The sequence below is a fragment of the Amycolatopsis sp. NPDC005232 genome (assembly GCF_040607795.1).
In the GTDB taxonomy this organism is placed as follows: domain Bacteria; phylum Actinomycetota; class Actinomycetes; order Mycobacteriales; family Pseudonocardiaceae; genus Amycolatopsis.
On sequence record NZ_JBEXHL010000002.1, the window covers coordinates 387,593 to 406,158 of the forward strand.

Genomic DNA, 18,566 nt, shown 5'->3' on the forward strand with positions numbered 1-18,566 from the left:
GTTGCTAGGCCCCCTTGGAGTGCACCGAGTCCGCCGGCGCGGAGTCGGTCATGTCTGGAAAGTTGTTCTCGATACCGGTGTTGAGCCGCCCGAACAGCTCGTTGAGGGTCTCGCGATCCTCCTGGGTCCAGTCGCCGAGCACGTCGGCGAGCCAGACGTTGCGCTGCTTGCGGTTCTCGTCGAAGACCCGCAGGCCTTCGGCGGTGGGTGCCAGCAAGCAGGCGCGGCCGTCCTCGGGGTCGGCCTGACGTTCCACCAGTCCGTGCTGCACGAGCGCGCTCGACTGCCTGCTGATGGTGGAGATTTCGGAGTGCAGGAACTCGGCGAGCTTGCTGGTGCGCTGCGGCCCCTCGTGGATGAGGCAGAAGAGGATCGCGTACGCGGCCCGCTCGATGCCGTCCGGACCCTGCTTGGAGACCTGCGACTTCGCCTTGGTGATCAGGCGCATGAAACGGACCAGCTCGTGTCCGAGCTGGTCGGCCAGGTCGAGCTCGTCCTTGGGCCGGGTGGCGGCGCTGTTCGGTGCCATTCGGTCGATCTTTCTCGCGGTGAAACGAACCGTTGTTTGGCGGCTGCAACTAGTTGCCTTTAGCAAGAGTGTGCCTGATCCGTGCTTCGCGCAAGCTCGCGGACCCCGGTTGTGTCGCATCACACTTTAGTTGTTGCATGCAAGCAGATATTCACCGGAGGGTGTTCGTCCGTTTTCTCCCGAGTCCGAAGGCCCAGGTCAGGGCTCTGGGAGTTGACGAGGGAACAAGACGGAATGTGACGGGTTGAAAAAGCTATGACCGACGACACACCGCTGTACGACCTCATCGGCTCCCGCCGCAACGGCGTGCTGGCCACGCTCAAGCGCGACGGGCGGCCCCAGCTGTCCACCGTCAGCCACTACTTCGACGCCGCCGAGCGCAAGATCCTCGTCTCGATCACCGAGACGCGAGCGAAGACGAAGAACATGCGCCGCGATCCGCGCGTGAGCTACCACGTGGGCAGCGAGAACGGCTGGTCATACGCGGTGGCGGAGGGCAAGGCCGTGCTGACGCCGGTCGCCGCGGCCAAGGACGACGCGACGGTGGAGGCCCTCATCGACCTGTACCGGAAGGTCGGCGGTGAGCACCCCGACTGGGACGAGTACCGCGAGGCGATGGTCGCGGACCAGCGGCTGGTGCTGACGATCAACGTCGACCGGGTCTACGGCCTGGTGCGCTGACGGGTCGGCTGGATGCGCAGCCGGATGGCGCCGGGCAAGTCGCCATCCGGCTGAAATCCGGAAATTCTATTCCGCACTGCGGAGATATTTGTGCCTACGATGAAGCCATGAGCACTGATGCCCTCCTGCAGCGACTCCGCGACGAGCTCGGCAAGGAGGCCGTGCTCACCGACGCCGACGTGACCGCGAGCTACTCGCGCGACATGATGCCGCTCGCCCCGTCCGGGAAACCGCTGGCCGTGGTGCTGCCCGCGGACACCGCGGGCGTGCAGGCCGTGGTCAAGGCGTGCGCCGAGGCGAAGGTGCCCGTCGTGCCGCGCGGGGCGGGCAGCGGCCTGTCCGGCGCGGCCAACGCCATCGACGGCTGCGTGGTGCTCGTGCTGACCAAGCTCGACGAAATCGTGGAGATCGACCCCGCCAACCGCCTCGCCGTGGTGCAGCCCGGCGTGGTCAACCTCGACTTCCGCAACACCGTGGAGAAGCACGGCCTGTTCTACCCACCCGACCCGTCGAGCTACGACTGGTGCACGATCGGCGGCAACCTCTCCACCAACGCCGGCGGCCTGTGCTGCGTGAAGTACGGCGTGACCACCGACTCCGTGCTCGGCCTCGAGGTCGTGCTGGCCGACGGGACGCTGCTCAAGACCGGCCGCCGCACCGTGAAGGGCGTGGCGGGTTACGACCTGACGAAGCTGTTCATCGGCAGCGAGGGCACGCTCGGCGTGATCACGCAGGCCACCGTGGCGTTGCGCCCGCTGCCACAAGCGCCGGCGACGCTCGTCGCGGGCTTCAGCACCACGGAGGCGGCGGGCGAGGCCGTGGCTCGGGTCGTGCGCGAGGGACTCGTGCCGTCGCTGCTGGAGATCATGGACGCGGCGTCGATCAAGGCGGCGGAGACCTACCTCAAGACCGACCTCGGCGCGGGTTCCGACTGCCAGGCGCTGCTGCTGGCGCAGTCCGACGTCGGCGGCGAGGCCGCGCTGCGCGAGCTCGCCGTGCTGGAGCAGATCTGCGCCGACTGCGGCGCCGACCTGGTCTACGCCACCGACGACCTCGAAGAGGGCAAGATGCTGCTGCAGGCCCGGCGCGTGGTCCTGACCGCGCTGGAGACCTACGGCATCTGGCTCACCGACGACGTCAGCGTGCCGCGCACCCGCATCGCCGAGCTGATCCGCGGCTGCGAGCAGGTGAGCGAGAAGGTGGGCCTGAAGATCGCCGTGGTCGGCCACGCCGGCGACGGCAACATGCACCCGACGATCGTCTACGCGCCCGACAACGAGGACGAGTTCGCCCGCGCACGGCAAGCGTTCGACGACATCCTGGAGATCGGCCTCTCGCTCGGCGGCACGGTGACAGGCGAGCACGGCGTCGGCAAGATCAAGCGCGACTGGCTGGCGCGCGAGATCGGGCCTGTCGGGATGCGGGTGCACCGGCAGATCAAGCAGGCGCTGGACCCGGAGAACCTGTTCAACCCGGGGTCGATGTTCTCGATGACGGCCTGAGGTTTCACGAAAACGGCGCCGGTCCCTTGCTCGGGGCCGGCGCCGCTTTCTGCGTTTCGGTCAGTCGCGTTTCGGTCAGTCGCGCACGCGCGGGATCCGCTGCGTGACCTCGGCGGCGTTCTCCTCCGGCGCACCCACGCGGGCCTTCTTCTCGCGGCGGCTCTTGAGGTACTCGAGCAGGATCGGCACCACCGACACGAGCACGATCAGCACGAAGATGGCGTCGACGTTGTCGCGGATGAAGCCGATGTTGCCCAGCAGTGAGCCCAGCACCGTGATGCCCGCGGCCCAGGCGATGCCGCCCAGCACCGTGTAGGTGAAGTACCGCTTCGGGTCCATGCGGCCGATGCCGGCGATCCAGGTGATGAACGTCCGCACGAACGGCACGAACCGCGCCAGCACCACGGCCTTGGGCCCGTGGTGGTCGAGGAAAGCGTGCGTCTTGTCGACGTATTCCTTCTTGAAGAACTTCGAATCGGGCCGGTTGAACAGCTTCGGGCCGACGAAGTAGCCGATGTAGTACCCGCAGACGTTGCCGAGCAGCGCCGCCACCGTCACCAGCACGCACACCACCCACAGGGGCGCCTGCAGCGTGCCGTTGGCGATGAACAGGCCCGCCGTGAACAGCAGCGAGTCACCCGGCAGCACCGGGAAGATGCTGCTCTCGATGAAGATGATCAGGCAGAGCACCGCGATGACCGGCACGGTCAGGCCGGACAGCAGCTGCTCCGGGTCCAGCCACGACGGCAGGATGGACATGGTCGTCACTGTGCTCTGGGCGAGAATCACACCGAAAACGGTACAGGGTGACGCTGAGTGCCTTCACAGGGAGAACCACAGCAGGTAATGGGGGTTTTCCGGAATTGTCAGACGAGGGTGAGCAGTCCGATGACCGAGCCCGCGGCCAAGCCCAGCAGGAGAGCCAGCAACAGCACCCAGTGCGCGGGCAGCGGCGCGGGGCCGGGCGGGGCCTGGCGGACCGTCGCGGGGTCCGGTGCGGGAACAGGCCGAACACCCGAAGAGACCGGCGTCGTCCGCTGGCCGGAGGCGTCGTCCAGGGCCGCGCGTTCGCGTTCGAGGGAGTCGGCGCCCGCGCCGGAGAGCAGGCCGTAGCGGGGTGGGAGCTCCTCGGTGGGGCCGGTCGCGCCGGCGGAGCCCGTGGAGTCCGGGGAGCCGGAAGACGCTGGGGGCTGCGAGCTGGTGTGCGGGGCGAACACGGCCTGGGCGCGCAGGGCGTCGGCGAGCAGTCGCTCCGGGTCCTTCGGCTCGCTCATCCCTCTCCGTACTTCCCCGCGGGCGGCCCGCGTAGTCGCTTACGTGCTCAAGGTAGCCCGGCCGACCTCGGCGACCCACTCGCCCCGGCGCAGCACCCGGACCGGCCGCAGGTCGTCGTCGAGGATCACGACGTCGGCGGCGAGGCCCGGCCGCAGCGAACCCGTGCGGTCGGCGATGCCCAGCAGTTCGGCGGGCCGCCCGGAGGTCGCCCGGACGGCGTCGAGGACACCGAGTTTGGCACCCTTCACGAGGTTGCGGAAGGCGTTGTCCATCGTCAACGTGCTGCCGGCCAGTGATCCGTTGTCCAGCGTCGCCACGCCGTCGTGCACGTCGACCTCGAGGCGGCCCAGCGTGTACCGGCCGTCGGCGGCGTCGGTGGCCGACATGGCGTCGGTGATCAGCACGGTCCGGCCGCGGCCGGCGTGCTGTGCCGCGAGGCGGACCACCGTCGGGTGCAGGTGCACGAGGTCGCAGATGAGCTCGACCGTCACGCGCTCGTCGTCCAGCAGCACGCCGACCGGGCCCGGTTCGCGGTGGTGCAGGGGGCGCATGCCGTTGAACAGGTGCGTCGCCACGGTGGCGCCCGCGTCGATGGCCGGCACGAGCTGCTCGGCGAGGCCGTCGGTGTGCCCGATCGCGGCCGTCACGCCCGATTCGGCGAGCTGGCGCACGGCCTTCACCCCGCCGTTGAGCTCCGGCGCGAGCGTGACCATGCGGATCGCGCCGGCGCCCGCGCGCAGCAGCTTCTCGACGGTGCCGGTGTCCGGTTCACGCAGCGTGTCCGGATCGTGCGCGCCGCAGCGGGCGCGTGAGATGAACGGCCCTTCCAGGTGTATGCCGGCGAGCTCGCCGTCCTGCACGAGCTCGCGCAGGGCCGCGATCTGCTCGGTCAGCAGGTCGATCGGGTCCGAGACCAGGCTCGCGAGCGTGGTCGTGGTGCCGTGGCGCCGGTGCGCGCGCACCGCCGTGAGGATCTCGTCGGGGTCCAGTGTGGAGAACGAACCGCCGCCCCCGCCGTGGCAATGGGTGTCGACGAACCCGGGCACCACGAGTGCTCCGCCCACATCGACGACCTCGGTCTCGGGGCCACCCGGCGGCGTCCCCGTGCCGACCGCGGCGATGCGCCCGTCGGACACGGCGAGCCAGCCGTCGTCGAGTACGCGGTCCGGGGCGACGACCCGGCCGCCCGTGATGACGAAGTCTCCGGCGTGCTTCACGCCCTCCAGCATATATTGGTCTGGACCAGACATGGCTACGCAACTCGGTGATCGGGATTGGTCCACCCGGGTCACTGTGGGGTCTGCATCGCCTTCTGCAGGGCCTCCAGCGCCCGGCTGGCGGTCGATTTAACGGTACCCTTCGAGATGCCCGCGGCCTCTGAAATCTCGGCCTCGGAAAGCCCCCCGTAGTACCGGAGCACCAGCACCTCGCGCTGGCGCGGCGGGAGCTTCGAAAGGGCGCTGACCACGGCTTGGTGCTCGCTCGACAGCATCGCGAGGCTCTCCGCGGAACGCGCGTTCACGGCGTGCGGAGGCACGTATTCACGAGCGGTTTTCCGCCGCCGCAGCACGCTGCGCGAGCCGTTGACCACGGCCGTGCGCAGGTACCCGACGGCGGCGGCCGCGTCGCGCAGCCGGCCCCAGTTGCGGTGCAGACCGGTGAACGCCTCCTGCACCACGTCCTCGGCCGTGGCCGGCTCGTCGACCAGCAGGATCGCGAGCCGCACGAGCCGCATCCGGTGCTGGCGGTACAGGTCCTCCAGGTTCAGCGGTGCGGCCGGCTGCTGCGGCGGCACCGGCCCGTCCATGGTCCGCAGGTGCCCGAGGGTCGCCTCGACACTGCGTTCCGCGTTGCCCTCCAGCATGTACCCCTGCCTGCCTGTTCTCGACCCCTGTGGTGCCCCTGCGCCAAGCTGCTGACGCAGCCCTAGCGTATCGGGTGAGCTCTGTCCCGCCACTGGTCGGATGCTGGGACCACAGGGTGTTGCCCGGTAGCGTCGACAGCGTCACCAACGCACCCACCCGGGAGATCCACATGGCCTGGTATCTGGTCGAAATCCGTTACGTGCAGGAGAAGGTGGCCGACGTCCGGCCCCGTCACCGTGAGTGGTTGAGCCAGCACGCCGCCGACGGCCGCGTGGCCGTCGCGGGACCGCTCGCCGACGCCTCCGGTGGTCTGGTCCTGTGGCAGGCCGAAGACGAGGCGGCGCTCGAGGAGCTGATCGGCAAGGACCCGTACCAGCTCGAAGGCGTGGTCGCCGATCGCTCGATCCGCGAGTACAAGCCGGTGCTCGGCGCTTGGGTCCCGCAGACGTAGCACCTAGAGCTCCAGGACGGCGGGTCCGCGGTCCACGCAGATCCGCACCGACCCGCCGTCCGGGGTCGCCACGGCGCACGTGCCGCAGAAGCCCTGGCGGCAGGAGAACGCCACGTCAGGCAGCACTTCGCGCACGACGTCGAGCGTCGAACGGTCCGCCGGCACGGCGAGCGTGTGGCCGCTGCGGCGCAGGACCACGGTGTACGGCCGGCCGCCGACGATCGGCGGGGTCGAGAAGCGTTCGAAGTACACGGCCTTGGCGCCGGTGAGCTCGAGGTCCACGCGGACGCCGGTGATCATCGGCGCCGGCCCGCAGCAGTAGACCGAGACGCCGTCGGGGACGCCCTCCAGCAGCTCCACGCCCGAGGCGGGGATGCCGTACTCGGTGTCCGGGCGGAACCACACGCGGTCCCCGGGCAAATCCGAAAGTTCTTCCACAAACGGCATCGACTCGCGGCTGCGTCCCGTGTAGACGAGCCGCCAGTCGGCTCCGCGGGCGTCGGCCGCGCGGACCATCGGCAGGATCGGCGTGATGCCGATGCCGCCGGCGATGAAGACGTACGAGTCCGCCGCGACGAACGGGAACGCATTGCGCGGGCCGCGCACGTCCACCTTGGTGCCGGGTTTGAGCGTGTGGACCTCACCCGAGGCCGCACCGATCCGCCGGACGGCCACGCGGTAGTGCGAGAGGTCGCCGGGGTCGCCGCAGAGCGAGTACTGCCGCACCAGCCCCGACGGCAGGGTGAGGTCGAGGTGCGCGCCCGGCCGCCAGCTCGGCAACGGCTCACCTTCGGGCCGCGCGAGGCGAAGGGACACCACGTCGTCGGCCTCGGGCCGGACGGTGGTCACGACCAGCGGCAACGTCCGGTCCACCGCCCGCACGGGCGGGCGGCGCCGGCCGGAGTACCGGGCGAGCCGGCGGTAGGCCGCACCGACACCGACCAAAGTGGACATCAGCCGGTCGCGGCGACCCGTTCCGTCGAGCCGCGGCGGGAATTCCGGTGCGGTCATCGCGGTGCTGTCACTTCGGCGCGTCGGCCGCCCGGGCCGCGGGGGAGCCCGCCAGGTACGCCACGGCCTGGTCGGTGTTGCCGGTCTCCGTCGGGTGGTACGAGCGCCGGAAGTACGGCCGGATCTCCCGCAGCAGCTCGCGCGGCGCGGGCACCACGCCCTTCTTCGCGGCCTTCAGGTACGCGCGCCAGGACGCGCGCCCCGGGCGCGTCGGGTCGTTGCGCATCAGGAACTTGGTGCCCCGCACGAAAACCCAGGCCAGCGCCGGCGTCACCACGGCCATGCTGCGCACGCGACGCGAGTAGCGGCCGTCGAGGTGGCAGAACAGGTCGTAGGCCACGGACCGGTGCTCGACTTCCTCCGCGCCGTGCCAGCGCAGCAGGTCGAGCATCGTCGGGTTGGAGCCCGCGGCGTCGAGCGCCGTCGCGTCGAGCACCCACTGGCCGAGGAACGCGGTGTAGTGCTCGATCGCGGCGATCAGCGCGAGCCGTTCGACGAGCCATTCCTCACCGGCGCTCGGACGATCTCCCAGCAGCCGGCCGAACAGCCACTCCATCTGCGCCACGTACGGCCGCACGTGCAGGCCCGCGGCTTCGAGGTGCTCCGCGGCGCCGTCGTGGGCTTCGGCGTGCATGGCCTCCTGGCCGATGAAGCCGAGGACGTCCTCCTTGAGCCGCTCGTCGCGGATCAGCGGCACGGCCTGCTTGAAGACCTCGACGAACCAGCGTTCGCCTTCGGGCAGGGCGATGTGGAGCACGTTGATGCTGTGCGTGGCCTGCGGTTCGCCGGGGATCCAGTGCATCGGCAGCGCGGCCCAGTCGAACTTGACGTCACGCGCGTGCAGCACGATCTGTTCGTGCTCGAGGGGATTCGCCGGGTTCACGAGGGCCTCCCGGACAGCTCGTAGTCGCTCGGCTCCACCCGGCGCGTCTCGAGCCAGTACTTCCACGTGAAGCCGGGCCAGATCGTGCGGTTCACGCCCTTTGCGTCGAGGTACCAGCTCGTGCAGCCGCCCTGCGTCCACACGCCTTTCACCAGCTTGTCCTGGATCTCGGCCTGGAACTGGTCCTGCACGGACGGGCGCACGTCGAGCGCGGCGGCGCCGTGGGAGTCGGCGAGCTTGATCGCATCGACGACGTAGCGCGACTGAGACTCGATCATGAACACCACGGAGTTGTGGCCCAGCGCGGTGTTCGGGCCCAGCAGGAAGAACAGGTTCGGGAACCCGGCGACGGTGATGCCCTTGTGCGTGCGGATCCCGTCCGTGGCCCAGGTTTTCGCGAGGCCGCGGCCTTCGACGCCCGTGATGTCGAGGTACTCCAACGCATCCGTGACGTGGAAGCCGGTGCCGTAGATGATCGCGTCGACCTCGTGCTCGACACCGGCCTCGTCGACCACGCTGTTCTCACGGACCTCGCGGACGCCGTCGGTGACCACGTCGACGCCTCCGCGGTTCAGGGCCGGGTAATAGTCGTTGGAGATGAGCACGCGCTTGCAGCCCATCGTGTAGTCCGGCGTCACCTTGCGGCGCAGCTTCGGGTCGCTGATGCCCTTCGCGATGTGGCGGCGCGCGATGGATTCGGCCGCGTGCATGAGCTTCGGGTGCCCGTTGAAGCCGATGGCGCGCGCTTCGAGCAGCCAGTACAACGCGTTGCGGTACAGGCGTTGCGTGCCAGGCACGTGGCGGAACAGCTGCTTCGCCCAGCCGGGCATCGCGTGGTCCGGCTTCGGCATGATCCACGGCGGCGTGCGCTGGAACAGCGTCAGCTCGGCCACTTCCGGCGCGATCTGCGGCACGAACTGGATCGCGCTCGCCCCCGTGCCGACCACCGCGACCTTCTTACCGCGCAAGTCGAACTCGTGGTTCCACTGCGCAGAGTGCCACGTCTGGCCCGTGAACTTCTCGATGCCCGGCAGCTTCGGGATAGACGGGATGTGCAACCCGCCGACGCCGGAAACGAGGAACTGCGCGGAGAACTCGTCGCCGCTCTTGGTCTCGACGCTCCAGCGGCGCTCGCCCGCGTCCCAGTGGGCGCCGGTGATCTCCACGCCGAACCGGATCCGCTCGCGCAGCCGGTACTTGTCCGCGACGCCCTTGAGGTAGCCGAAGATCTCCGGCTGCGGCGAGAACGACCGCGACCAGTCGGGGTTCTGCTCGTAGGAGAACGAGTACATGTGCGACTGGACGTCGCAGGCGCACCCAGGGTACGAGTTGTCCCGCCAGGTGCCGCCCACTTCGTCGGCCTTCTCCAGGATCACGTAGTCCCGGATGCCGGCCTTTTCGAGCTGGATCGCCTGCCCGAGCCCGGAAAACCCGGTGCCCACGATCACGACCTTGAACCGCTCGGTCATCTGTCGGCCTCCGCTGCGCAGGGGGTCTGCCACAGATGACGTTACCTCAAGTAACAGTTACTCGAAAGTACCTGCTACCCGTTAGTACGTTCCGCCGAGCTTCGTGTGGTCCCACGAGACGACCTTCGTCGGGTGGAAGATCAGGCCGATGCGCTTCGGGGCCTGGCGGCCGATGAACTCGCTGAGCTCGGCGGGCACGGGGTCACCCGGCTTGGCACCCGCGTAGCGCTGCATGAGCGTGATGCCCATGCGGGTGACCTCGTCGGTGTCCTCGATGATCTGCACGTCGGCCTCGAGGGAGACGCCGCGCAGCTTCTCGTAGGAATCGCCGCTCTCGACGAGCACCGTGGCCTCCGGCAGGCGGCGCAGGTTCTTCGACTTCTGCGAGCTGCCGTACGTCCACGTCGCGACGCCGTCCTCGTGCGGGAAGTACCACAGCGGCGCCAGGTGGGGCCGGTTGTTCGGCCCGATTGTGGCGACGTTGATGACCTTCTGCTCGTCGAGGTAGGCCCGGATCTCCTCGGGCGTCATGCGGATCTGGTCGCGACGGGACATGCGCGCTCCTATTCGGCTGTGGTCTGTTCGGGTCGGGTCGCAGCCCGGCCGCCGTGGCCGGTCACCGCCGACTCGTACGCGCCGCGCTGCTCGATGTCGTCGAGCGCGGCCTTGTCCGCCGCCGGCACGCGGGCCCGCGCGCCGAGCTCGACGATCGGCGGCAGGAACGCGCGCAGCAGCTTGAGGCCGCCGACCCAGCGTGGCACGTGGATCGTCCGCGCGCGCTTGAGGATGCCCGCCTCGAGGTCGTCCAGCGCCACGTCGAGCGGGTACGTCTTCCCGATCAGCCCCGGCATCGACGCCCGCAGCTTCCCGAACACCGGGTGCGCGTCGGCGCTCTCGACCAAGTCCGTGCGGATCCACGTGGGGTGCGCGACGCCGACCTTCACCCCGAGGTGCGCGACCTCGGCACGCAGGCTGTTGGAGAACGCCTCGACGCCCGCCTTCGCCGCCGCGTAGTTCGCCATGCCGGGCGCGTGCGTGATCGCGGCCAGCGAGGAGATCGCCAGCAGGTAGCCGCGCCGCTCGATCACGTGCGGCAGCGTCACGCGGAACGTGCGCCACACGCCGAGCAGGTCGACTTCGATGACCTTCTCGAACGCCTTGGGGTCCACGCTTCGCACGAAGCCGGCCGTGGCGATCCCCGCGTTGGCGATGACGATGTCGATGCCGCCGAAATGCTCCACCACACCCTGGGTGGCCGCTTCGAGGTCGTCCCAGCTGGTCACGTCGGCTTCCCACGCCTTGGCGTTCGGCCCGATCTTCTCGGCGACCTTCGCCTGCTCGTCCGCCTCCAGACCGACCAGCGCGACCTTGGCCCCGCGCGCGGCCAGCCGCTCCGCCAGCCCGGCCCCGATGCCCCGCGCAGCCCCGGTGATCAGCACGACCTTGCCGTCCACGTTCTTGACCACTGGTGCCCTCCTTGGCGTGCGTTTCCGCTTGTGAAGGGGACGGTACCGCAACCTACCCGGGGTAAGCTACTCCTCGGTAGGTTGCGATGGGTGGCAGTCTTCGAGCATGGATGGTGCTCGTGTGGGGGATCTCGACCAGCCGTTTCTCGACGCCGCGGCGGTCTGTTCGACGCTGTTGCGGCTCGATGTCGTGCGCGAGCGCTGGGCCGAATCCAGCGCGTTGCCGGAGCTGTCGGTGGGCGCGCTGGCCTGCCACCTCGCCCGCCAGGTGATGCGCGCGGCCGAGCTCCTTGCGGCCCCGTCGACCCTGCCTGCGCTCGCCGCGGTCGACGATCACTACGCGCGCGCCGCCTGGGTCACGTCGACGTCGCTCGGCGATCAAGCCAACGACCGCACCACCGACGACGCCGAGGCCGCCCTGGGCTTCGGCTGGATGCTCTCGCGGTACGACGCCGACCTCGCCGTGGTCGCGCGGCTTCTGCGCGGCGAGGCAGCGGAGCGGGTCGACATTCCGTGGCAGGGCTGGTCGTTGCGCCGCGACGACTTCCTGCACACCCGCCTGCTGGAGCTCGTCGTCCACTCCGCCGACCTCGCCGCGAGCGTCGACCTGCCGGCGCCGGACTTCCCCGACGCGGCCTTCACACCGGTACTCACGTTGCTGTCCCGGCTCGCCGTCCGCAGGCACGGCCAGGGCGCCGTCGTCAGCACCCTGACCCGCCGCGAACGGGCGCGGAACATCAGCGCGTTCTAGACCGACGCCTTGTTCAGCGCCTCGACCTCGTCACCCGTCAGCTCCAGCACCACCGACGCCACGAGATCCGTCAGCTGCTCCGGCGTGCGCGCGCTCGCGATGGGCGCGGCGACCGTCGGCTGCACGCGCAGCCAGGCCAGCGCCACCGAGGCGACGGACGCGCCGTGCGCCGAGGCGATCGAGTCCAGCGCCGCCAGCACGCGCTCGCCGCGGTCGTCGAGGTACGCGATGGCGCGCGGGGCGCGCGGGGAGTCGCCGGGCTCGTCGGCCGAGCGGTACTTGCCGGTGAGGAAACCCTTGGCCAGAGCGAAATACGGCAACGTCGAAAGCCCCTCGCGCGAGACCGTCGGCGCGAGGTCGGTCTCGTAGTCCCGCTCCACCAGGTTGTAGTGCGGCTGCAGGGCCACGTACCGCGCGTAGCCTTCACGGTCCGAAATGGACAGTGCCTCGGTCAGCCGCTCCGCCGAGTAGTTCGACGCCGCGATGTAGCGGACCTTGCCCGCGCGCACGAGGGAGTCGAAGGCGGACAGCGTCTCTTCGAGCGGTGTGTCCTGGTCGTCCTTGTGTGCGTAGTACAGGTCGATGTGGTCGGTTTGCAGGCGCCGCAACGAATCCTCGGCCGCGGCCGTGATGTTGGCCGCCGACAGCCCCTTGCGCTGCTCCCACGCGCCGACCTTCGTGGCGACCACGATGTCGTCGCGGCGGCCGCGCTTGGTCAGCCAGTTGCCGATGATCGTCTCCGAACCGCCGCCACCGCCGTACACGTCGGCGGTGTCGAGGAAGTTGCCGCCGGCTGAAGCGTAGGCGTCGAGGACCGCGTGGGAAGACTCTTCGTCCGCGGTGAAGTTGAAGACGTTGCAGCCGAGGTTGAGGCCGTACACGTCGAGGTCCGAGTTGCCGAGCTTGGTCATGGCACGAAACTAGCCTTCAGACCCGGAAGAATCCGCCGGGCATCAAGTGTTGGGAAGGTTTATGGCTATCGAACTGGGCAAGGTCGGCATTTGGCGTAGTGCCACGCAGACGAACGGCGAGTTCGCGGCGGAGGTGGAGAGGCTCGGCTACGGCGCGGTGTGGCTGGGCGGTTCGCCGGGCGGCGACCTGGCGATCGCCGAGGAGCTGCTCGACGCGACCGATCACCTCGCCGTCGCGACCGGCATCGTCAACATCTGGGCGGACACGCCCGCGTCCATCGCGAAGGCGTTCCACCGCATCGAGGCGAAGCACCCGGGCCGCTTCCTCCTCGGCGTCGGCGCGGGCCACCCGGAGGCGACGCAGGAGTACAAGAAGCCCTACGCCGCCCTCGTTGAATATCTCGACGGCCTCGACGCGGCGGGTGTCCCCCAGGCGTCCCGCGCGCTGGCCGCACTGGGGCCGAAGGTGCTGAAGCTGGCGGGCGACCGCACGGCCGGCGCGCACCCGTACCTGACCATCCCGGAGCACACGCGCTCCGCCCGCGAGATCCTCGGCGCGGGTCCGCTGCTCGCCCCCGAGCACAAGGTGGTGTTCGACACGGACCCGGAGCGCGCGCGGGCGCTCGGCCGCAAGACCGTGCAGTTCTACCTGCAGCTGTCCAACTACACGGCCAACCTGCGCAAGCTCGGGTTCACGGAGGAAGACCTCGCCGGCGAGGGCAGCGACCGCCTCGTCGACGCCCTGGTCCTGCACGGCGACGCCCCGGCCATCGCGGCGGGTGTGCGCGCGCACCTCGACGCGGGTGCCGACCACGTGAACGTCCAGGTCCTGAACGAAGACCCGTTCCCGGCATACCGGGCGCTGGCGGCCGAGTTGTTCTGAATCGTTCCACGTGAGGATGTCCATAGGCGTCCCTAATGAGGTGGACCGGCCCACGCGGCCGGTCCACCTCGTACGATGCGGCTGAGAAGCCAGTCAGTTCCGAGGAGGAAACGATGCCCATCGCCACCCCCGACGTCTACGCGGAGATGCTCGACCGGGCCAAGGCGAACGAGTTCGCCTACCCGGCCATCAACGTGACCTCGTCGGAGACCGTGAACGCCGCGATCCGCGGGTTCGCCGAGGCGGAGAGCGACGGGATCATCCAGTTCTCCACCGGCGGCGCGGAGTTCGCGTCCGGGCAGAAGGTGAAGGACATGGTCACCGGCGCAACCGCGCTGGCCGAGTTCGCACAGGTCGTGGCGGCGAAGTACGACGTCAACGTCGCGCTCCACACGGACCACTGCCCGAAGGACAAGCTCGACGGCTTCGTCCGCCCGCTGATCGAGATCTCGGCCGAGCGCGTGAAGAACGGCCAGAACCCGCTCTTCCAGTCCCACATGTGGGACGGCTCCGCGATCGACCTCGACGAGAACCTGGAGATCGCGCAGGAGCTGCTCGCCAAGACGGCCGCCGCGAAGATCATCCTCGAGGTCGAGATCGGCGTTGTAGGCGGCGAGGAGGACGGCGTCGCGCACGACATCAACGAGAAGCTCTACACCGCCGAGGGCGACTTCCTGAAGACCATCGACGCCCTCGGCTCGGGCGAGAACGGCCGCTACCTGCTGGCCGCGACCTTCGGGAACGTCCACGGCGTCTACAAGCCGGGCAACGTCAAGCTCCGCCCCGACGTGCTGAAGGGCGGCCAGGAAGCGGCCGCCAAGAAGCTCGGCCTCGACGCAGGCGCAAAGCCCTTCGAGCTCGTCTTCCACGGCGGCTCCGGCTCCCTCCCTGAGGAGATCCGCGAGGCGGTGACCTACGGCGTCGTCAAGATGAACGTCGACACCGACACCCAGTACTCGTTCACGCGCCCGATCGTCGACCACTTCTTCAAGAACTACGACGGCGTGCTGAAGATCGACGGCGAGGTGGGCAACAAGAAGTTCTACGACCCGCGCTCGTACCTGAAGGCCGCCGAGGGCGGTATGGCGGCTCGTGTGGTCGAGGCTTGCCAGGCGCTGGGCTCGGCGGGGACGAAGGTCAAGTAAGTCCTGTTCAGCTGAGGTTGGTTGCACGTGAAACGGCCCTTTCCCCGGGTGTCTCGGGGGAAGGGCCGTTTCTTGCTCTGACTAGGCGACCAGGTTCTCGGCGGTCACCTTCCGCCGCGCGGTCCAGCGGCGCGTGACCGGCCCGGCGCCCGCCCACAGGACGAACACACCGACCAAAGCCACCGCCACCGTCCAGTACGCCACCGGCGGCGCCGACTCCGTGTGCGCGCCACCCAGGAACCACACCCGGAACTGCGACTGCACCCACAGCGCCCCGTACCCGAACGCCGTGACCAGCAGCGCCCCGATCGCGGCCGTCGCGACGCGATGACCCACGCCGATCGTGAACGCGAGGTCTACGGCGAGGCCGACCGCCAGCAGGTAGAACGGCACCGTCGACACCGGAAAACCCAGCCCCAGCAGCAACAGCCACATCACACACCGATAAGCCACATAAGCACCGGCCACGGCCAGCCCCGCCCAGCGGAACCGCAGCGTGTGGCGGGCGAGGGCGAGGATGAGCGCGGTGACGGCGATGCCCCACAGCGGGTAGACCCACTCCGGGATCGGCATCGTGAAGTGCAAGATCGCCGTCCGGTCCACCGGATGTCCGATCTGGTTCGCGGCGAAGCTCAGCAATGAAGGCTCCGCCTCCGGCGCCCCGCGCTCCCACGCGCGCAGGCCGAGGATGCCGTACTCCTGCTGACCGTTGGGAAAAAATGTGTTCTCCAGGAAGAACGCCCACAGCGCCAGCAGCACACCCGTCCGGAAGCGCCCCGGCGGCGCGAGGCGCACCCAGCCGAGCAGGACGCCGGCCTGCATGATGCCCGTGCCGAGGTACAGCATCATGTGCGACGGGCTCCACGCGGTGAGGTCGAGGCCGTTCACGCGGTGGTTGATCACGTCCAGCGGCGCCGCGACGAGGAACACCACGAGACCCGTCTGCATCAGCCGCAGCGACGGTTTGTCGCAGCCCAGGCCCGTGTAGCTGTGGATCGCGACGAGCACGATGATGATCACCGTGCCGACGGTGTTGATCAGGTGCGGGGGCGCGAGGTCGTCGCGCAGCCACATGAAGTGCCACGACATGTCCCACGACGAGCCCACCAGCTTGAACCCGAACGCCGCCAGCCACATCCCGTAGCAGAACCGCAGCACCCACGCGGGCGTCGCCTGGCCGGCCGCCCCGCGGTGCCAGTGCCGCTGGAAGAACAGCCGGGTCTTCCCGACCGGGCTCCGCGGGATCACGTCTACCTGCGTCATGGCTGTCATCATTCCCGGCGCGCGGGCAGCGGTGGTGCGGAAGGTGCCAAACCGCTCGAAAACCAGGGTTCACCCCTACGGGTGGCGGATTTGCCTCGGCGGTCTTTTTCACGGCAGGGTGTCGCGCCATGATGCCGAAACGAGTTGTCGCCGCAGTCGTCGTCGCCGCCCTCGTGCTGGCCGGCGGAGGCGTGCTGACGAGCCTGTTCCTCTGAGTCCGCGCGGGCGTAGGCAGAATGTCGGTATGACGCACAACCTGCTTGGCCCCGAGCCGACGTTGCTGCCCGAGCACACCGCCGCCCAGGCCGCCCTGGACGCGGGCACCGACCCGTCGGCCGTCGCCGCCGAACACCCCGAATTCAGCGCCGCGTGGGCCGCCCTCGCCGAGAACGCCCTCTCGGACGGCGAGACCGTCGCGGCCTACGCCTACGCCCGCACGGGCTACCACCGCGGCCTCGACCAGCTCCGCCGCGCCGGCTGGAAGGGCTTCGGCCCGGTGCCGTGGTCGCACCGCCCCAACCAGGGCTTCCTGCGCGCGTTGGCCGCCCTCGGCATCGCCGCGGGGCGCATCGGCGAGACCGACGAGTACGACCGCGTGAAGACCTTCCTCAACGAGTCCGACCCGGCCGCGGGCGAGGCGACGGGGCTGAAGTGACGGTTTTGGCCTGACACTGCTGCAGCGGAGGGCTCCGTCATTGCTTCGCCATTGCGGGCGGAGCCCTTCGCTGCGTGTTCTCGAGTGCTGGCCCGAGTGTCGACTTTTGAAAGGAACGCATAATCAACGGCGTTCTTGCGGAGAAGACAAAACGGTCGGGGTAAGCCGCTGCTGCTCCATTGCCGCCCGTCGCGATCGTAATGGCGCTGCGGGCTTCTCTATGGTGGGCGCGTGCGTCGTGTCCTCATCCTCGGCCCCTCCGGCAGCGGCAAATCCACCCTCGCGCGGCGCCTGGGCGCGGTGCTGCACGTACCCGTCACCCACCTGGACCAGCTGTATTGGCGCCCCGGCTGGGTGCCGGCGCCGCCTGAGGACTTCCGCGCCGAGCAGGCCGCCGCCGTCGCCACGGACGGCTGGGTCATCGAGGGCAATTACAGCTCCAGTTTCGACCTACGCCTGCCGCTGGCCGACACCGTCGTGTTCCTCGACGTCGGCCGGACGACGAGCCTGCGCCGCGTCCTGCTGCGCCACCTGCGCGAACGCGGCCGCGACACCCAGGCCCCCGGCTGCGTCTCGAAGCTCGACCTCGAGTTCGTCCGGTGGATCTGGAACTGGCCACGTACTCACCGCAGCCGCCTGTTGGCGTCGGTGACCACGGACGCTCCGCTGGCGCGCCACCACCTGCTGCGCACCCACGCGGACGTCGCGGCTTTCCTGCTCTCGGTCTAGCCGTGGCGCGGCTCGGGAGAAAAGCGGACACCTCGTTCGTTGAGAAGGTATGGCTGTCGCGTTCCTGCTCTACGTCATCGCCGAGGTCGCCGCGATCTGGGCCGTGGGCTCCCTGGTGGGCGTCCTCGGCACGATCGCGCTGCTCATCGCGGGCGCCTTCGTGGGCTCCTGGCTCGCCCGCCGCGAGGGCGCCAAGGCGATGCGCGCCTTCGTCACCAAGGCCCAATCCGGCCGCCCCGCCGACAAAGAACTCACCGACGGCATGCTCATCGCCGTGGGCGGCATCCTGATCATGGTGCCTGGGTTTGTCAGTGACCTGTTGGGGTTGTTCGTGCTCCTGCCGCCTTCGCGCGCCCTCGTGCGTCGGTGGTGGCTGCGCCGGGCTGAGAAGCGCGCGATCCGGTACGCGAATACCCGCCGCGGCCCGGTGATGGTGGTGGACAGCGAGGTCGTCGCGGAAGACCCGCGGCCGACCACCCACCCGATCATCGAGGGGCGCGTCGTCGAGGGTTAGACCGGATCCTGTCGGTGACCATCCGCACTCTCCGGAGCGATCCTGGGAGGTAGCAGGTGGTGCAGGACTTCCAGCCGTTTGCCCGCTTGACCACGCCGAACACGGCCTTCCTGGCGATTTCCCAGCTGTCGCGGGTCGACGGAGTGAATGCCGTCCTCGTCACGAACTGGGAATGGGACTGCCACCGGCGCTCGCAGGTGCAGCGCCCGACGCCGGACACCGAACCAAAGCCGCCCCTCGACACCCTCAGCGGCGGACGGACTTTGGGGCTGGTCAGGCGACCCACACCACCTCGGCCGAGACGTCTGGGTGCCTGCTGAACATCCACAGCGCGCGATCCGTCGACATCAGACTCATCCGGAGACGACCGTCGACATCGAGGATTTCGATCTTGTCGTCGAAGTCCAGCCCCCAGGCGGAGATCCGCGCGTCCACGCGCTCCCCGTACTCCTGCACGATCGCGAACAACCGTGGTGCGCTGGACTTGACCATGTCGGCCACCAGCTCAGTGAACTCCTCCTGCCCACACAACGGTTCGGGCTCGCTGTCTACCATCACAACCTCCTACGGACGGTGTTTGCAC

The 18,566-nt window shown here is 69.3% G+C and carries 22 protein-coding genes; 9 read left to right on the forward strand and 13 right to left on the reverse strand.

Annotated features, from left to right (window positions below; translation table 11 throughout):
• Positions 1-4 precede the first annotated feature (4 nt).
• Complete coding sequence (locus ABZU76_RS05550; RefSeq protein WP_354865371.1) at positions 5-529, reverse strand: MarR family transcriptional regulator; 525 nt, start codon at positions 527-529, stop codon at positions 5-7.
• 255 nt (positions 530-784) lie between these two features.
• Here ABZU76_RS05550 and ABZU76_RS05555 point away from each other — a divergent pair, with 255 nt between their 5' ends.
• Entirely contained in the window at positions 785-1,210 is a 426-nt protein-coding gene (locus ABZU76_RS05555; RefSeq protein WP_354865373.1) for a PPOX class F420-dependent oxidoreductase, read from the forward strand.
• Between the two features lie 107 nt (positions 1,211-1,317).
• On the forward strand, positions 1,318-2,712 hold the full coding sequence (locus ABZU76_RS05560; RefSeq protein ID WP_354865375.1) for an FAD-linked oxidase C-terminal domain-containing protein: 1,395 nt from the start codon (positions 1,318-1,320) through the stop codon (positions 2,710-2,712).
• A 75-nt stretch (positions 2,713-2,787) separates the two neighbouring features.
• On the opposite strand, the gene ABZU76_RS05565 is transcribed toward ABZU76_RS05560, so the two are convergent.
• The 4 genes from ABZU76_RS05565 to ABZU76_RS05580 form a co-directional block, all read right to left on the reverse strand.
• The gene (locus tag ABZU76_RS05565; protein ID WP_354865376.1) at positions 2,788-3,501 is read right to left on the reverse strand and encodes a VTT domain-containing protein; all 714 of its coding nucleotides are present in this window, start codon (positions 3,499-3,501) and stop codon (positions 2,788-2,790) included.
• A 77-nt stretch (positions 3,502-3,578) separates the two neighbouring features.
• Positions 3,579-3,986 carry a hypothetical protein gene (locus tag ABZU76_RS05570; protein ID WP_354865378.1) on the reverse strand — a complete coding sequence of 136 codons (408 nt, stop codon included), beginning with the start codon at positions 3,984-3,986 and terminating at the stop codon, positions 3,579-3,581.
• A gap of 39 nt (positions 3,987-4,025) precedes the next feature.
• On the reverse strand, positions 4,026-5,216 hold the full coding sequence (gene nagA / locus ABZU76_RS05575) for an N-acetylglucosamine-6-phosphate deacetylase (RefSeq protein ID WP_354865380.1): 1,191 nt from the start codon (positions 5,214-5,216) through the stop codon (positions 4,026-4,028).
• 59 nt (positions 5,217-5,275) lie between these two features.
• The gene (locus ABZU76_RS05580) at positions 5,276-5,851 is read right to left on the reverse strand and encodes a SigE family RNA polymerase sigma factor (protein WP_220245279.1); all 576 of its coding nucleotides are present in this window, start codon (positions 5,849-5,851) and stop codon (positions 5,276-5,278) included.
• Between the two features lie 170 nt (positions 5,852-6,021).
• On the opposite strand from ABZU76_RS05580, the gene ABZU76_RS05585 reads away from it, so the two are divergent.
• Positions 6,022-6,303, forward strand: a complete 282-nt coding sequence (locus ABZU76_RS05585; protein ID WP_354865382.1) for a YciI family protein — start codon at positions 6,022-6,024, stop codon at positions 6,301-6,303.
• A 3-nt stretch (positions 6,304-6,306) separates the two neighbouring features.
• Here the strand turns inward: ABZU76_RS05585 and ABZU76_RS05590 are convergent, their stop codons facing one another.
• The 5 genes from ABZU76_RS05590 to ABZU76_RS05610 all read right to left on the reverse strand — a co-directional run bounded on the left by ABZU76_RS05590 (position 6,307) and on the right by ABZU76_RS05610 (position 11,132).
• Positions 6,307-7,314 carry a PDR/VanB family oxidoreductase gene (locus ABZU76_RS05590; protein WP_354865384.1) on the reverse strand — a complete coding sequence of 336 codons (1,008 nt, stop codon included), beginning with the start codon at positions 7,312-7,314 and terminating at the stop codon, positions 6,307-6,309.
• 10 nt (positions 7,315-7,324) lie between these two features.
• Positions 7,325-8,197, reverse strand: coding sequence for a metal-dependent hydrolase (locus tag ABZU76_RS05595; RefSeq protein ID WP_354865386.1), 873 nt, complete (start codon positions 8,195-8,197; stop codon positions 7,325-7,327).
• Positions 8,194-9,666 carry an NAD(P)/FAD-dependent oxidoreductase gene (locus tag ABZU76_RS05600; protein WP_354865388.1) on the reverse strand — a complete coding sequence of 491 codons (1,473 nt, stop codon included), beginning with the start codon at positions 9,664-9,666 and terminating at the stop codon, positions 8,194-8,196. Before ABZU76_RS05600 ends, ABZU76_RS05595 begins: the two co-directional genes overlap by 4 nt.
• Before the next feature lie 81 nt (positions 9,667-9,747).
• A complete protein-coding gene (locus tag ABZU76_RS05605; RefSeq protein ID WP_354865390.1) occupies positions 9,748-10,221 on the reverse strand; it encodes a pyridoxamine 5'-phosphate oxidase family protein in 474 nt (157 codons plus the stop codon).
• Positions 10,222-10,229: 8 nt separating this feature from the next.
• Positions 10,230-11,132, reverse strand: a complete 903-nt coding sequence (locus tag ABZU76_RS05610; RefSeq protein ID WP_354865392.1) for an SDR family oxidoreductase — start codon at positions 11,130-11,132, stop codon at positions 10,230-10,232.
• Positions 11,133-11,238: 106 nt separating this feature from the next.
• On the opposite strand from ABZU76_RS05610, the gene ABZU76_RS05615 reads away from it, so the two are divergent.
• Complete coding sequence (locus ABZU76_RS05615; RefSeq protein WP_354865394.1) at positions 11,239-11,883, forward strand: maleylpyruvate isomerase N-terminal domain-containing protein; 645 nt, start codon at positions 11,239-11,241, stop codon at positions 11,881-11,883.
• Here the strand turns inward: ABZU76_RS05615 and ABZU76_RS05620 are convergent.
• Complete coding sequence (locus ABZU76_RS05620; protein ID WP_354865396.1) at positions 11,880-12,794, reverse strand: aldo/keto reductase; 915 nt, start codon at positions 12,792-12,794, stop codon at positions 11,880-11,882. The genes ABZU76_RS05615 and ABZU76_RS05620 overlap by 4 nt on opposite strands.
• A 61-nt stretch (positions 12,795-12,855) precedes the next feature.
• On the opposite strand from ABZU76_RS05620, the gene ABZU76_RS05625 reads away from it, so the two are divergent.
• Together ABZU76_RS05625 and fbaA are read left to right on the forward strand one after the other, a co-directional pair.
• Positions 12,856-13,677 (forward strand): LLM class F420-dependent oxidoreductase, encoded by an 822-nt coding sequence (locus ABZU76_RS05625; RefSeq protein WP_354865398.1) that lies wholly within the window; start codon positions 12,856-12,858, stop codon positions 13,675-13,677.
• 113 nt (positions 13,678-13,790) lie between these two features.
• Positions 13,791-14,822, forward strand: coding sequence for a class II fructose-bisphosphate aldolase (gene fbaA, locus ABZU76_RS05630; RefSeq protein WP_354865400.1), 1,032 nt, complete (start codon positions 13,791-13,793; stop codon positions 14,820-14,822).
• A gap of 81 nt (positions 14,823-14,903) precedes the next feature.
• On the opposite strand, the gene ABZU76_RS05635 is transcribed toward fbaA, so the two are convergent.
• Positions 14,904-16,097 (reverse strand): hypothetical protein, encoded by a 1,194-nt coding sequence (locus tag ABZU76_RS05635; protein ID WP_354865402.1) that lies wholly within the window; start codon positions 16,095-16,097, stop codon positions 14,904-14,906.
• A 232-nt stretch (positions 16,098-16,329) separates the two neighbouring features.
• Between ABZU76_RS05635 and ABZU76_RS05640 the strand changes: the two genes are divergently transcribed.
• From ABZU76_RS05640 to ABZU76_RS05650, 3 genes are all read left to right on the forward strand, one after another.
• Entirely contained in the window at positions 16,330-16,740 is a 411-nt protein-coding gene (locus tag ABZU76_RS05640; protein ID WP_220245289.1) for a DUF3151 domain-containing protein, read from the forward strand.
• 231 nt (positions 16,741-16,971) lie between these two features.
• A complete protein-coding gene (locus tag ABZU76_RS05645) occupies positions 16,972-17,469 on the forward strand; it encodes a DNA topology modulation protein FlaR (protein WP_354865404.1) in 498 nt (165 codons plus the stop codon).
• A gap of 49 nt (positions 17,470-17,518) precedes the next feature.
• Positions 17,519-17,983: an FxsA family protein gene (locus ABZU76_RS05650; protein WP_354865406.1), complete on the forward strand. Its 465-nt coding sequence runs from the start codon at positions 17,519-17,521 to the stop codon at positions 17,981-17,983.
• Positions 17,984-18,256: 273 nt separating this feature from the next.
• Here the strand turns inward: ABZU76_RS05650 and ABZU76_RS05655 are convergent, their stop codons facing one another.
• Positions 18,257-18,538, reverse strand: a complete 282-nt coding sequence (locus ABZU76_RS05655) for a hypothetical protein (protein ID WP_354865408.1) — start codon at positions 18,536-18,538, stop codon at positions 18,257-18,259.
• Between the last annotated feature and the right edge of the window lie 28 nt (positions 18,539-18,566).

What these genes read in the sequence shown, in the direction of transcription:
- ABZU76_RS05550 (WP_354865371.1), bottom strand. Translation starts at nt 529, where the DNA reads ATGGCACCGAACAGCGCCGCCACCCGGCCCAAGGACGAGCTCGACCTG.
- ABZU76_RS05555 (WP_354865373.1), top strand. Translation starts at nt 785, where the DNA reads ATGACCGACGACACACCGCTGTACGACCTCATCGGCTCCCGCCGCAAC.
- ABZU76_RS05560 (WP_354865375.1), top strand. Translation starts at nt 1,318, where the DNA reads ATGAGCACTGATGCCCTCCTGCAGCGACTCCGCGACGAGCTCGGCAAG.
- ABZU76_RS05570 (WP_354865378.1), bottom strand. Translation starts at nt 3,986, where the DNA reads ATGAGCGAGCCGAAGGACCCGGAGCGACTGCTCGCCGACGCCCTGCGC.
- nagA (WP_354865380.1), bottom strand. Translation starts at nt 5,216, where the DNA reads ATGCTGGAGGGCGTGAAGCACGCCGGAGACTTCGTCATCACGGGCGGC.
- ABZU76_RS05580 (WP_220245279.1), bottom strand. Translation starts at nt 5,851, where the DNA reads ATGCTGGAGGGCAACGCGGAACGCAGTGTCGAGGCGACCCTCGGGCAC.
- ABZU76_RS05585 (WP_354865382.1), top strand. Translation starts at nt 6,022, where the DNA reads ATGGCCTGGTATCTGGTCGAAATCCGTTACGTGCAGGAGAAGGTGGCC.
- ABZU76_RS05590 (WP_354865384.1), bottom strand. Translation starts at nt 7,314, where the DNA reads ATGACCGCACCGGAATTCCCGCCGCGGCTCGACGGAACGGGTCGCCGC.
- ABZU76_RS05600 (WP_354865388.1), bottom strand. Translation starts at nt 9,666, where the DNA reads ATGACCGAGCGGTTCAAGGTCGTGATCGTGGGCACCGGGTTTTCCGGG.
- ABZU76_RS05605 (WP_354865390.1), bottom strand. Translation starts at nt 10,221, where the DNA reads ATGTCCCGTCGCGACCAGATCCGCATGACGCCCGAGGAGATCCGGGCC.
- ABZU76_RS05615 (WP_354865394.1), top strand. Translation starts at nt 11,239, where the DNA reads ATGGATGGTGCTCGTGTGGGGGATCTCGACCAGCCGTTTCTCGACGCC.
- ABZU76_RS05620 (WP_354865396.1), bottom strand. Translation starts at nt 12,794, where the DNA reads ATGACCAAGCTCGGCAACTCGGACCTCGACGTGTACGGCCTCAACCTC.
- ABZU76_RS05625 (WP_354865398.1), top strand. Translation starts at nt 12,856, where the DNA reads ATGGCTATCGAACTGGGCAAGGTCGGCATTTGGCGTAGTGCCACGCAG.
- fbaA (WP_354865400.1), top strand. Translation starts at nt 13,791, where the DNA reads ATGCCCATCGCCACCCCCGACGTCTACGCGGAGATGCTCGACCGGGCC.
- ABZU76_RS05635 (WP_354865402.1), bottom strand. Translation starts at nt 16,097, where the DNA reads ATGATGACAGCCATGACGCAGGTAGACGTGATCCCGCGGAGCCCGGTC.
- ABZU76_RS05640 (WP_220245289.1), top strand. Translation starts at nt 16,330, where the DNA reads ATGACGCACAACCTGCTTGGCCCCGAGCCGACGTTGCTGCCCGAGCAC.
- ABZU76_RS05650 (WP_354865406.1), top strand. Translation starts at nt 17,519, where the DNA reads ATGGCTGTCGCGTTCCTGCTCTACGTCATCGCCGAGGTCGCCGCGATC.
- ABZU76_RS05655 (WP_354865408.1), bottom strand. Translation starts at nt 18,538, where the DNA reads ATGGTAGACAGCGAGCCCGAACCGTTGTGTGGGCAGGAGGAGTTCACT.